Source organism: candidate division Zixibacteria bacterium HGW-Zixibacteria-1 (assembly GCA_002838945.1).
GTDB lineage: Bacteria > Zixibacteria > MSB-5A5 > GN15 > PGXB01 > PGXB01.
Genome location: PGXB01000010.1, coordinates 118,417 through 131,607 on the forward strand (window position 1 = coordinate 118,417; position 13,191 = coordinate 131,607).

Sequence of the window (13,191 nt, forward strand, 5' to 3'; positions counted from 1 at the left end):
AAAGTTTAAAAATGCAAAACCCCGAATTTCCCAACCAATTAGGGAATAATACGGCCCATCAGCGGGTATCACGCGATATACCTATCATCAATCCCCGGCCGGCTGTATTTTTAACCTGGGTTCTTCAGGAAATAATTGTTTTTATATATTACATTTAAATTCGATTATATAATATACTGCTGACGGATAGATCAAGGAAATCATAACCTCTGGACCATGGAGGGAGCCATGAGATTCATGATTGACAACACCGATAAAACCATCATTTTTCTGGCGGCAATACTGGCCGCAGCCATATTAATCCTGCCATCATCAGGGCAATCAGCCGGTCTTTCTAAAGAATATCAGCAGGAACTTGATGCCCGCATACTGTTTCTCCGAAACATGGGGCCGGCGCCGGTCCTGGTCAAAGATCAGCCGCCGCAGCGCTGCGGCACTCCGACCGCGCTCGAGTATTTCATACGCCTCGATAATTTAACAATTAAATCCGAAACCGCCGCCACCGCCTACAACCGGCCGTCGCTGCAATATTCTTATAAATCACCCGGCGGATATTTCTGGGTGCATTATGACATTGACGGCGCCGATGCCGTTTATTTGCCGGGAACCGACACCCTTGCGGGCGGCGATGGGATCCCCGATTATGTCAACAAAATCGGCGAAATGGCCGACTCGGTCTGGGAATTCGAAATTAATCATCTCGACTATCCGGCGCCCTACGACCTCACCGGCGGCGGCGACTCGCTTATGGATATATATATTATCAACCTGGGCACCGGCTACTACGGCATCACTTATCCGGAATCGACTTTGAGCGTCCAGGCGGTTACTTCATACATCGTTATCGACAACAACTACGATTTCTGGCCGTACAACACCGGCCCGGAGCTGAACCGGCGGCTCGATGCCGCCCGGGTCACCGTGGCCCACGAGTTTTTTCATACTGTCCACTTCATTCTCGATTACACCGAATATGAGGAAGAGGACAGTTATTTTAAATTGTATTGGTGGGAGATGTCTTCGACCTGGATGGAAGAAATGATGTATGACGGCATCAACGACTACTATTACTATCTCGAATATTATCTCGATTACACCTGGCTCGGTCTTCAATTTGTCGATTATCCATCACAGACCATCCATCAGTACGGCGCCATGCTGTTCCCGTTATTTTTAACAGAGAAATTCGACACTTCGATCGTGTACGATATTTGGGCGCGCTGTCAATCATATGGTCCCGGCTCGCAGTTTCCGCTGGCGGCCAATTCGGCCATCTTAAATATAAGCGCCGGCACTTATGACCTTCTGATCGCTTTCAACGAATTCGCAGCCTGGAATTACTTTACGGCGATTGGTTTCGATGCCGCCCCCAATGAAATGGGTTACCCTGAAGCCGCAAATTACCCGGCCATCCCCGACTCGGTCATACTTGACATCAACGATTATGCCGATGTCAATCTGGTCTGGCCGGTCTGGCCGGACACGCTGCCCGATGGTTCCTCGCTGACTTTTTTCAAGACGCACATGCCGCAGAATATGGCCGCTCATTATGTAAGATTAAACAATCTCGGTCAATTCAATGACACTCTCTTTATCGGCGGTGACCCTTCGATTGACTGGGCCGTTATCGCTTTCGGCTATAATCCTTACACTTTCCACTATGAGTTCATGCAGCAGTCGGAAATGTCGGGCGGGGATGTTTTGAGATTCACGAAACCGGCCTTTGAATACAGCCAAATCCTTATTATCTTATCACCGGTTTCGACCAGTATCGACCTTTATCCCGATAAATTTGGATACAGTTTGGTTGCGGGGATTTACGCCGACGTCGATGATCAACCGGAGAATGACATTCTTCCGGAGCAGTTCCTGCTTCAGCAGAATTATCCCAACCCGTTTAATCCGATAACAACCATTGCCTATTCGGTACCGTGGCGGTCTGAGGTAAAACTGGTGGTTTATAATGTCCTTGGTCAGGCTGTCAAAACGCTTTTACAGGGAACCCGGGCGGCCGGGGATTATACTATTATATGGGATGGAACCGACCAGTCGGGAAAACCGGTCCCGTCGGGCATTTATTTCTATCAGTTCAGTTGCGGCGATTTCCAGACCTCGAGAAAAATGATCCTGTCCAAATAGACGGATATTATCGGTGGCGAAGACTCAGGATTTCGAACGGCGGGTCAAAAAAATGACCCGCCGTCTTCATTGCTTTAATTAATCAGGAATTGGTTAATAGCCAGAAGAATTAATCCGGCCATCAATGTATATTGTCCCAGCATAAAGATTAAATATCCCGACGAAACCCACATCTGCTTATACTTCCACGGGAAAATGGAATATCTCCAGCTGCTCTCGCCTGTAATCGTCGGGTGATCCGGCTTGCGAAGCCACATCGAGCGCATCAACAAAATGAAACCGATCAAAACCAATATTAATCCGGCCAGCGGCAATGCTGTCTGCATAATGCTAATCCCGCCTTAAATGGGTTTTACCTATTTCTTATTTTTCTTACGCTGCTTTGCTTCCCAATCCTTGTGGCGACGCCAGATATGAAGCCATACTCGCGCGATCGAATCGATGGCATCGGCAAGCATTATGGCGCTCATTTTTTCAAAATCATATTTCTGATTCTTGAGTGAACTCAGGTTTGTCTTGGTAACATTGTTCTGGTTATAGTTCTTTGGAATAAAATCAAAGGAAATCAGGTACGAGTACTGACAGACGGCATACATAAAATCCCATATATTATTATTACCCTTACCATAATCCCACAGGAAATCCCTCTTCATCGACTCTTCTTCCACTTTTTTCAAAAATGATCCGCTGAAGGGATGCTTCGGATCATCCTGGAAAAGAGGAAACCCTTCCGGGTCATACAGAAAACGTTCATTGTCCTTATCGACCTGATAGTACTTTGCAATTTCCTTATCCCACAATCCCTCGACATGCCCGTGAATATTCTTCCCCTTGGAAAATTGTCGGTAGTCGCTGTGAAACGGTACATGGGCATCGGCGACATAGTGACTGAGCATAAAAAATCGCAATGTTATATGATTATCGGTGGTGACAACCGGGGAGCCTTTGTGTTCCATTTCCAGCATTTTCAAATTATCTATAATCGAATGTGCGATCGATTCACACCGGTCCGGGAGATTGTTGCCTTCCTCGATGGAATATGGTTTTTTGTAAAGTGAAGATGTTTTCCCGGCGGCATACATCTTATATGTTTTCGGCAGTTCCCGGAAATGGTCTTTTCCTTTTACGACCGGCTTCATCTTATAGACATGACTGGTGGCCATATCCTTGATAACTTCATCGGGGTACCATGCGCCCTGCATTACATCATCTTTGTGGTCACCGAACCAGTCAACCAGACCGTCAGCATAAGTTCGCAGGTCTTTTTTCAATTTGGCTCTTTTAAGTCTTTCGACCGCCTTAAAGGCCAGCCATGCATGCGAATATTGTTTCATAATTCCTCCACGGAAAGATAGTAAAAAACAACTTTCGTTTTTAACAATTCGGATACTGTGGCAAATTCCCAAAGATGTCTTGACGCTGATGTCGTGTGCCTGAATTGGACCGTCAATTTAATAGTAGCCTGCTTGGGGGCTGTCTGTCAAGCCAAAATAATCCTCTGAATCTTCTTTTTTGTCCTTGTCCGGCCATACAAACTTGATTAAGATTATATCAAAACGACTTCCGGAGAGGATAAGACTATGAGAAATTCCGCCAAAATACTTTTGCTGACGGCGATTTTTGTCGCAATGACATTCATGTCACCTTATGCCTGCACCAATTTGCTGGTGACCAAAGGAGCCTCGGCCGACGGCTCGGTGATGATCACTTATACCTGTGACGGCGAGTTTCACCCGCACATGGGCTATTCACCGGCGGCCGATTACCCGCCGGGCGATTCGCTCAAAATCGAGGACTGGCATGGCAATGCTCGCGGCTATATCAAACAGGTCCCCCACACGTATGCCGTGGTCGATATGATGAATGAGCACCAGTTGGCCATCAGCGAGACGACTTTCGACGGCCGCGAAGAACTCCAGAACAAACAGGGGATGCTGGGCTACTGGGATCTGATCGATCTGGCTCTTCGGCGCGCCAAAACGGCCCGCGAGGCGATCAAGGTGATGATCGACCTGGCGGAAGAATACGGCTATCGCTCGACCGGCGAGTCGATCTCAATTGCCGACCCCAATGAAGCCTGGATTCTGGAAATAATCGGGCCGGGCGAAGAGGGCAAAGGAGTGGTCTGGGTGGCGGTGAGAGTCCCCGACGGTTATATTTCCTGTCACGCCAACAAGGCCCGAATCGGCACCTTTCCGACCGATGACCCGGAAAACTGCCTTTATTCCAAAAATGTCAAATCATTCGCTGTCGAAAAAGGGTACTACAATCCCGATTCCGGCGAACCGTTCCGATTCTGCGAAGCTTACTGCCCGGCCACGCCTAAAAACCAGCGCTGGGCCGACGGCCGGGTCTGGTCGATTTTGCGCCGCGCCGCCCCGTCGCAGAATTTTTCGCCCGACTATTATCGCGCCGTTTCGGGCACGGAGCCATATCCACTCTGGATCCGCCCCGATAAGAAGCTTTCTCTTTCAGACGTAACCGCCCTTATGCGCGACCATTTCGAAGGCACCGATTGGGATATGACCAAAGGGGTCGATGCTGGCCCGTACGGTTTGCCGTATCGCTGGCGGCCGCTCGACTGGAAAGTGACCGATGAGAACGGCGACAGTGTCGAGTATGCCTGGGAGCGGGCCGTCTCGACCCAGCAGACCGGCTTCACGTTCGTCTCGCAGTCGCGTTCCTGGCTTCCGAATCCGGTCGGCGGAGTGTACTGGTACGGTCTCGATGACACCTGGTTCACCTGCTACACCCCGATGTACTGCGGTATCGATGCCATTCCATATTCATTCACGGTCGGCTCGCTTCAGAAATTTTCATGGGAATCGGCCTGGTGGGTGTTCAATTTCGTCTCCAATATCGCCGGTTTGAAATATTCGTTCATGATCGAAGATATTCAGAAAGTGCAGTCTGAAATCGAGGGGGAATACATCGCCCTGCAACCGGCGATCGAAAAAACGGCGCTTGAATTGCATAAGTCCGATCCCGCTCTGATGACAAAGTACCTGACCGACTATTGTGTCAGCCATGCCGAGACAATGGTTGACAAATGGCGCGCACTGGGCGAACATCTGCTGACTAAGTACAATGACGGTTATGTCAAAGATTCGACCGGCGAGCCGCAGAATGCCGGTTATCCCGAAAGCTGGCTGCGCGCGGTCCTCCGCGAGAACCCGGAAAAATACAAATTGCCTGTCTCAGACACCGCCAAAGCCGAATCGAGATTGGTGGATTGATCGCGTCAATGGCTGAGTACTGATATTCTGTCATGTCTTGTCCCGCCCTTGGCAGGATGTGACATGACGGACTTTGCCGATAATGTTTCATCGATCGGGTGGCCGCGCCAAATTTATTTGGGGCGGGGCTTTAAAAAACATCCCCAAACAAGTTTGGGAATGCCACCCGCCCGCAATTATACCTTATTGGGGGCAGACTATTCATTGCCGGGGAATGAACATTCAAATATTTTAAAAACGCAAAAACAAAGCCAATTTCTTGTAAGCGAAAGGAAACATTAAAATTACACGTAATTTTCGACCCGTAAAAACCACCGCATTACATCATTTTGATAGTAATTTTGTTGGGCCGGATTGCCATAACAATCGAACCCACAGCCCGCCGAGGCGGGTGGGGCACCCGGTCATCGGCGAAGAAAGGACCTGACACAAAGAAAACTCCATCATGCGATCCAGATGCTTTTGATGTTGACGAATTCCCTGATGCCGTAATGCGACAGCTCACGTCCGTAACCGGAGCGCTTGATACCGCCGAACGGCAAACGCGGATCGGATTTGGTCATGCCGTTGATAAAGACCGCGCCCGTCTCGATCCGCCGCGCCAGCGCCTCGGCTTTCTTTATATCCTTCGACCAGAGCGCACCGCCCAGCCCGAACACCGAATCATTGGCCACCGCAATAGCTTCCTCGGCGTCTTTCACCGGGATAATCGCCGAAACCGGGCCGAATGTTTCCTGCTCATACACCGGCATGCCTTTTTTGACATCGGTCAGCACGGTCGGCTCATAGAACGCGCCCAGCCGGTCGACTTTTTTGCCGCCGCAGAGAAGCCGCGCGCCCATCTCGATCGACTGTTGCACCTGCTCATTGAGTTCCTCGAGCAGATCCATCCGCGCCATCGCGCCCACTTTGCTGCTCGGATCGAGCGGGTCGCCGATCTTGAGTGATTGCATGATGGCCGCCTGCTGTTTTTCGAATTCCTTCACGACCGCTTCGACCACAATAAACCGCTTGGCCGCAATACAGCTCTGCCCGGCATTGATCATACGCGCCGTGGCCGATGTCGCCACGCACGCCGGAAGGTCGGCATCTTCGAGGACAATAAACGGATCGGATCCGCCCAGCTCAAGGACGGTCTTTTTCAACTCGCGTCCGGCAATCGAAGCCACCGACATCCCGGCCGGCTCGGACCCGGTCAGAGTCACCGCTTTGATCCGCCAGTCCTTGATGGCATCCTCGACCAGCTTCGATGATATCAGCATGGTGCGGAAAATATGTTCCGGAAAGCCGGCCTCGCGGAAGATTTCTTCGATGGCCAGGGCGCTTCCGGGGACATTCGAAGCGTGCTTCAGCACACCGCCGTTGCCGGCCATCAACGCCGGCGCCGCAAACCGGAACACCTGCCAGAACGGAAAATTCCACGGCATCACCGCCAGAACAATCCCGATCGGTTCGAACGCCACAAAACTGCGGGAAGCATCGGTTTGCACCATTTCATCGGCCAAAAATTTCTCGGCATTGTCGGCATAGTAATCGCACACCCAGGCACATTTTTCGACTTCGGATTTAGATTCATTGATAACCTTACCCATCTCGACTGTAATTATGCGGGCGTACTTATCGCTATTTTTCCTGAGGACAGCCGCCGCCTGGTGCATCAATTGACTCCGATGCGCAAAGGTAGTGGTGCGCCAGAGCTTCTGGGCCTCATCGGTCAGACCGATAATGTCATGCACATCATCAACGGTATGTTCCGGGTAATCCATAATAAGTTCATTGGTCGCCGGATTAATTGCTTTCATAATATCCTCATTCTATTCAAACTTAAACAATTCACACAGATTGGAATTCAGCTTTTTGGTCAAATCATAATTGACCGACGGCTGAATCGGTATCTCCACCACTGACAGTTCCTGACTGGTGATGGCCTCTTTCAAATTACTTTCCAGTTCGGCCGGTGTCAACGGACAATATCCCTTGATGCCGAAACTTTCGGCGTATTTCACAAAATCGGGATTGGTCAACGCCGTCGATGTTGACCGGCCGGTATGGCTCATCTGTTTCCACGATATCAAGCCATAATCGTTATCGTTAAGCACGATAATGGTAAAACCGACGCCGATTCTTTTGGCGGTTTCGATTTCCTGCGAATTCATCATGAAACCGCCGTCACCCATGACCGCCACCACTTGCCGCTTCGGATGCGCCAGTTTGGCCGCGATGCCGCCCGGCAGGGCGATACCCATACTGGCCAGACCATTGGAAATTATAACCGAGTTCGGTTCATAGACCGGGTAATTGCGCCCGATCCACATCTTGTGGCTGCCGACATCGGAAATAAGAACATCGCCCGGATTCATCAGGCCGCGAATAACATGCAGGACACCCGGGATGGTGAATTTGTCGCCGTCTTTCAAGCGGTATGATTCGAAATCGGCCATGATATGGTCGCGCAGAGATTTAAACCAGTTGGGGCTGAAAGAGATGTTTTCCTTCTCGACGATTTCATTGAGATCCCAGAGCGCCGCGGAGACATCGCAGACAATCTCGACATCAGGCTGATAAAAATTATAAACCTCGGCGGGCGTGAAATCGATATGAATAATCTTCTTGTCGCGCTCACCGTTCCAGTGTTCGGGGGCATACTCGGCAATATCATAGCCGACCGTGATAATCAGGTCGGCCCTGTCGATGGCACACATGACAAAATCGCGCGCCTGCAGACCGACTGTGAACAGCGAATGCGGATCATTATCCGAAACCGCGCCCTTGCCCATAAAGGTCGAGACGACCGGGATATGGGTCAAGCTGACAAACTTCCGGAGATGTTTCGAGGCCATTTTCCTGATAGCGCCATTGCCGGCAATAATCAGCGGGACCTTCGACTTTTTCAACAGTTCGACGGCGTTTTCTATTGCCTTATAATCGGGTGCGGCGCGGCGCAGCCGCACCGGCGGGATCGGATCCAGATCGCAGTCCATTTTAGCGACATCTTCGGGAAGTTCAAAATGGGCGGCGCCCGGTTTTTCCATCTCGGCCAGCTTGAAGGCCTTGCGGATCACTTCCGGGGTGATTTTCGGATTCTGAATCGAGGCGTTCCATTTGGTAATGGGGCGAAACATGTTGACAATATCGATATTCTGGTGGCTTTCTTTGTGCGTGCGATCGGATGAACCCTGACCGGTGATGGCCACGACCGGAGATTTATCGAGATGGGCATCGGCTACCCCGGTTATCAGGTTGGTTGCGCCCGGCCCCAATGTCGAAAGGCAGACCCCGGCTTTGCCGGTGAGACGGCCGTAAACATCGGCCATAAAAGCGGCTCCCGATTCATGGCGGGTCGGGATAAATTTTATAGATGAGTTCTCCAGCGAAAAAAGCAGGTCCTCGGTTTCCTCGCCGGGCACCCCAAAAACATATTTGACACTTTCATTCTCAAGACATTTAACAACCAGATCAGAGACTTTCATGCTATCCTCAGGCTTAAGAAAATAAAACTCCCAACGACGGGATTACTAATTTGCCACTCTATAACAATTTCCGTGGGTAAATGTTCTTATATTATACGGTTAACTTTCCGGTCTTTTATCAATATTTAAACAATCACCGTCTTGATTCGTTATTTAATATGGCATAAACATTTTAATTTTAGCAATTTATTTATCGTAATATTTGGGTGGGAGGTCACATGAAAAAACTAATCATATTTATTATTCTCGCTATGCTTGTTGGGTGTTCTTCTGACAAATCACCTATAGATTATGATGATCCATGGACGTATTCGGACAACTGGTACGGCGTTGCGCAACTTATTTATCCGGGGCCCGATGACGCACCATTGTTTGACAGCGCCGCAATTCTGGATCTTACTCTTGATGAAAAAGGGAACTATTATTATTCGGCCTATGATATTCCTAGAGTCCCAATACCGGTTGTTATCAATGAATTCAAAGGAAAATTTTATATTTTTAGTGAATCGATTAAATTTATTCCTGAAATCACGGATCGGCCGCCGAGAAAACCTTATATCCTCGAAGGTACCTACGGCTTTCAACTGCAGGGGACGCAAATGACCTTAAAACAGATATTGCATCCCGATTCCTGGCCGGAGATTCATACTATTACGCTGACTCAAATCGATGAAGGATATGTACTTTTCGACCAATAATCATGATATCATCGGGTTCGACTTGTCCGGATTTATGTTTAGTTCCTTAATGGCTTTTTGCACCACTGCCATATTTATTTTCTTTTCGTTCGCCAGCGCATATAACGCGGCCAGGGCAATGTAGCGGGCATCGACTTCAAAGAAATCGCGCAATGAGGCTCTTCCGTCGGAGCGTCCGAAGCCGTCGGTCCCGAGTATCTCGTACCGTCCGGGTATCCATTTGGCAATTGATGCCGGCAGCGCCTTGATATAATCACTGGCCGCCACAAAGACCCCTTTCTCATTCCCGAGCGCCTGGGTAATATAGGGCATTTCCGGCTCCTTGTCGGGGTGCAGCATATTGGACCGTTCCGTCATCATGGCATTATAGTACAATTCTTTATAACTCGTCACCGACCAGACATCGGCGGCGACTTTGTACTTCTCTTCAAGAATCTTCTGTGCCTTGATCGCTTCATTCATAATGGCGCCGCTTCCGAAAAGATGCGTCTTGCTTTCCGATTTACTCAACTGCGAGGCTTTGAATTTGTACAGACCCTTCAGGATTCCTTCTTTGATATGCTCCCCTTCCGGCATAGGGGGCATATGATAAAACTCATTCATGGCCGTGATGTAATAGAATATATTTTCCTGCTTCTCGAACATGCGATAAATGCCGTCGCGGACAATGACCGCCAGCTCATAGGCAAAAGCCGGATCGTATGCTTTCAGGTTGGGAACCGGCAGGGCCAGAATGTGGCTGTTGCCGTCCTGGTGCTGCAATCCTTCGCCCGCCAATGTAGTCCGGCCGGAGGTGCATCCGACCATAAAACCTTTGGCCTGAATATCTCCCGCCGCCCAAACCAGGTCACCGACCCGCTGAAGGCCGAACATCGAATAATAAAGGAAAAACGGCAGGCAGTTGATGCCATGCGTGGCATAAGCGGTCCCGGCGGCGATAAACGACGACATCGAACCCGCTTCGGTGATGCCTTCCTCGAGGATGGTGCCGTCTTTTCGCTCGTTGTAAAACATCAGCAAATCCTTATCGACCGGCACATAGAGCTGACCGACCGATGAATATATCCCGAATTTGCGAAATAGCGATTCCATCCCGAAGGTGCGGGCTTCATCGGGCACAATAGGGATGATATATTTGCCGATTTTTTCGTCATTCAATAGTTTCGACAGAATATGCACGAAGACCATGGTGGTCGAGACCTCGCGGTCGGAAGTACCTTCATAGTACTCTTCAAAAAGTTCTTCGGGCGGCGTTTTAACCGGGCCGGTTTTGATGGTGCGTCCGGGGACATATCCGCCGAGCTCTTTTCTGCGATCGAGAAGGTATTTTATTTCGGGGGTATCATTTTCCGGGCGATAGAAAGGGGCCTCCGAAAGTTCGCCGTCCGAGATCGGGATACCGAAATGACTGCGGAACTCGCGCAATTCCTCTTCGTTCAACTTTTTCTGCTGGTGTGTGATGTTTTTCCCTTCGCCCGCTTCGCCCAGACCGTACCCCTTGATCGTTTTGGCGAGAATTACGGTCGGTCGGCCCTTATGCTCGACCGCCGCTTTATAGGCGGCATAAACCTTGACTGGGTCGTGACCGCCGCGTTTGAGTTTGTGAAGATCCTCGTCGGAAAGATGCTTGACCATTTCGAGCACCTCGGCATCGCGCCCGAAGAAATCCTTGCGGATATAATCGCCATCAGATACGGAATACTTCTGGTACTGGCCGTCAGGGGTTTCATTCATTATTCTGACCAGTTTGCCATCATGATCCTTTTCCAGCAGATGATCCCAGTCGGTTCCCCAGATGACCTTGATGACATTCCAGCCGGCGCCGGTGAAAATGGCCTCGAGTTCCTGAATGATTTTGGCATTGCCGCGGACCGGCCCATCGAGTCGCTGAAGGTTGCAGTTGACGACCCAGATGAGATTATCGAGCCGCTCGCGCGAAGCCAGCGTGATGGCGCCAAGCGATTCCGGTTCATCCAGTTCGCCGTCACCCAGAAAGGCCCAGACTTTCTGATCGGTCGGTTTTTTGAGGCTGCGGTTTTCGAGATAGCGGTTGAAACGGGCCTGATAGATCGACATGATCGGACCGAGACCCATCGAGACGGTGGGAAATTCCCAGAAACCGGGCATCAGCCAGGGGTGCGGGTATGACGGCAAGCCCCCGGCGGGCCGTAACTCGCGGCGGAAGTTTTCGAGATCCTTCTCACTGAGGCGCCCCTCCAGAAAGGCGCGGGCATAGATTCCGGGGGCGGCATGGCCCTGGAAATAAACGATATCGCCGGGATGCTCCTCGTTGGGAGCGCGGAAAAAATGGTTGAAAGCGACTTCGTACAGGGTGGCCGATGAGGCATAAGTTGAGATGTGCCCGCCGATTCCGCTTTCCTCGCGGTTGGCCCGAACCACCATGGCCATGGCATTCCAGCGGATGATGCTCTTAATACGCCGCTCGATTTCGCGGCTTCCGGGATATGGCGGCTGGTCATCGGGAAGGATCGTGTTGACATAGTCGGTGACACCGGGGCGCTGGAGCGAAGCACCGAGACCGGCCGCTTTTTCGGCCAAAATTGCCAGCACCTGGCGGACACGGTCGGCCCCGCCGGTATCGAACAGGTCATCGAGCGACTCGAGCCATTCCTGGTTGACCTCGGCAGTTTCATTTATATCGTCACTGATTTCAGGGTCAATATTATCATTATCATCCATTTTAGCGCCTCATCTGCTGAAAGACAAGTTATTCCAAGTTTATAGTATATACGGGTTTTAAAGAGATTTGAAAAGATTAAACAAAAATCGGCGATTGTCTAATACTTTAAACTTCACTTCGGAATACGCGGCATCCACAGGCAGAAATAATCCGGCCGGTGCTGCTCTCCGATCGCAAACAAAGACTCAATTAATCCAATATCAAAGATAGCCGCGCCGTATATGTTGTAGCTTGAATCCTTATATTGGAAGTGAGCGAAAGCATGATATTTTATGGCACTTTCCGTGGTAATAATCCTGAATACATGATTTCGGTATTATCTTATATAAAGAGAAAGAAGATGTTATGTCAAAAATAGGCATTTTTTATGGCAGTACCACCACCAATACGATCGGGGTGGTGGCAACCCTGACTGACGAATTGAGCAAGGCAGGGTTCCAAGTTGACCGCTACGACGTCGCCGACGGCAACCTGAAGTCGATGAATGACTACAACTTACTTATTCTGGCTACACCCACCTGGAGCGGCGGGGAATTGCAGGATGACTGGAAACACGTCTTTGAACAGTTCGAGTCGCTTGATTTTACCGGCAAGCGGGTGGCGCTGCTGGGTATCGGCGACCAGTTGAATTACCCTGATCATTTTGCCGATGCCATCGCCGAACTGGCTGACTGCGTGTATCTTGGAGGCGGGCAGATTGTCGGCCGCTGGCCGACCGACGGCTATAAATTCCGACATTCGGCGGCGGTTGAGGATGATCTTTTTATCGGGCTGGTGGTCGATCAGTACAGCGAGAAAGAACTTACGGCCGGGCGAATCAGGAAATGGACCGGGATGCTTCGGCAGGAATTCGCCGGGCTCTGATTTTTTAACAACAAGGCCCTATTTATAAGGCAGACTAAGACGACCTCATATATCCTATTTGCTTTCGTATAAAACTATATATA

At 50.2% G+C, this 13,191-nt stretch carries 10 protein-coding genes; 5 read left to right on the forward strand and 5 right to left on the reverse strand.

The genetic code is table 11. The features are described 5' to 3' along the window. Positions 1-216 precede the first annotated feature (216 nt). Entirely contained in the window at positions 217-2,139 is a 1,923-nt protein-coding gene (locus tag CVT49_06040; GenBank protein ID PKK83984.1) for a hypothetical protein, read from the forward strand. A gap of 74 nt (positions 2,140-2,213) precedes the next feature. Here the strand turns inward: CVT49_06040 and CVT49_06045 are convergent, their stop codons facing one another. Then, a complete protein-coding gene (locus CVT49_06045; GenBank protein ID PKK83985.1) occupies positions 2,214-2,465 on the reverse strand; it encodes a hypothetical protein in 252 nt (83 codons plus the stop codon). Positions 2,466-2,495: 30 nt separating this feature from the next. Next, positions 2,496-3,473, reverse strand: coding sequence for a hypothetical protein (locus CVT49_06050; GenBank protein PKK83986.1), 978 nt, complete (start codon positions 3,471-3,473; stop codon positions 2,496-2,498). 246 nt (positions 3,474-3,719) lie between these two features. On the opposite strand from CVT49_06050, the gene CVT49_06055 reads away from it, so the two are divergent. Together CVT49_06055 and CVT49_06060 are read left to right on the forward strand one after the other, a co-directional pair. After that, complete coding sequence (locus tag CVT49_06055) at positions 3,720-5,375, forward strand: hypothetical protein (protein ID PKK83987.1); 1,656 nt, start codon at positions 3,720-3,722, stop codon at positions 5,373-5,375. A gap of 63 nt (positions 5,376-5,438) precedes the next feature. Then, a complete protein-coding gene (locus CVT49_06060) occupies positions 5,439-5,657 on the forward strand; it encodes a hypothetical protein (protein ID PKK83988.1) in 219 nt (72 codons plus the stop codon). A 161-nt stretch (positions 5,658-5,818) separates the two neighbouring features. On the opposite strand, the gene CVT49_06065 is transcribed toward CVT49_06060, so the two are convergent. Further along, positions 5,819-7,177 carry a succinate-semialdehyde dehydrogenase gene (locus CVT49_06065; GenBank protein ID PKK83989.1) on the reverse strand — a complete coding sequence of 453 codons (1,359 nt, stop codon included), beginning with the start codon at positions 7,175-7,177 and terminating at the stop codon, positions 5,819-5,821. Between the two features lie 12 nt (positions 7,178-7,189). Then, positions 7,190-8,845, reverse strand: a complete 1,656-nt coding sequence (locus tag CVT49_06070) for an acetolactate synthase large subunit (protein ID PKK83990.1) — start codon at positions 8,843-8,845, stop codon at positions 7,190-7,192. A gap of 218 nt (positions 8,846-9,063) precedes the next feature. On the opposite strand from CVT49_06070, the gene CVT49_06075 reads away from it, so the two are divergent. Next, positions 9,064-9,543 carry a hypothetical protein gene (locus CVT49_06075; protein ID PKK83991.1) on the forward strand — a complete coding sequence of 160 codons (480 nt, stop codon included), beginning with the start codon at positions 9,064-9,066 and terminating at the stop codon, positions 9,541-9,543. Here the strand turns inward: CVT49_06075 and aceE are convergent, their stop codons facing one another. After that, positions 9,544-12,243: a pyruvate dehydrogenase (acetyl-transferring), homodimeric type gene (gene aceE, locus CVT49_06080; GenBank protein ID PKK83992.1), complete on the reverse strand. Its 2,700-nt coding sequence runs from the start codon at positions 12,241-12,243 to the stop codon at positions 9,544-9,546. It lies immediately after the preceding gene. A 346-nt stretch (positions 12,244-12,589) separates the two neighbouring features. Between aceE and CVT49_06085 the strand changes: the two genes are divergently transcribed. After that, a complete protein-coding gene (locus CVT49_06085; protein ID PKK83993.1) occupies positions 12,590-13,108 on the forward strand; it encodes a flavodoxin in 519 nt (172 codons plus the stop codon). The last annotated feature ends 83 nt before the right edge of the window (positions 13,109-13,191 follow it).

Bases quoted from the DNA above. Each gene is read 5' to 3' on its own strand.
- CVT49_06085 (PKK83993.1), top strand. From the start codon at position 12,590: ATGTCAAAAATAGGCATTTTTTATGGCAGTACCACCACCAATACGATC.
- CVT49_06050 (PKK83986.1), bottom strand. From the start codon at position 3,473: ATGAAACAATATTCGCATGCATGGCTGGCCTTTAAGGCGGTCGAAAGA.
- CVT49_06065 (PKK83989.1), bottom strand. From the start codon at position 7,177: ATGAAAGCAATTAATCCGGCGACCAATGAACTTATTATGGATTACCCG.
- CVT49_06040 (PKK83984.1), top strand. From the start codon at position 217: ATGGAGGGAGCCATGAGATTCATGATTGACAACACCGATAAAACCATC.
- CVT49_06070 (PKK83990.1), bottom strand. From the start codon at position 8,845: ATGAAAGTCTCTGATCTGGTTGTTAAATGTCTTGAGAATGAAAGTGTC.
- CVT49_06075 (PKK83991.1), top strand. From the start codon at position 9,064: ATGAAAAAACTAATCATATTTATTATTCTCGCTATGCTTGTTGGGTGT.
- CVT49_06055 (PKK83987.1), top strand. From the start codon at position 3,720: ATGAGAAATTCCGCCAAAATACTTTTGCTGACGGCGATTTTTGTCGCA.
- CVT49_06060 (PKK83988.1), top strand. From the start codon at position 5,439: ATGACGGACTTTGCCGATAATGTTTCATCGATCGGGTGGCCGCGCCAA.
- CVT49_06045 (PKK83985.1), bottom strand. From the start codon at position 2,465: ATGCAGACAGCATTGCCGCTGGCCGGATTAATATTGGTTTTGATCGGT.
- aceE (PKK83992.1), bottom strand. From the start codon at position 12,243: ATGGATGATAATGATAATATTGACCCTGAAATCAGTGACGATATAAAT.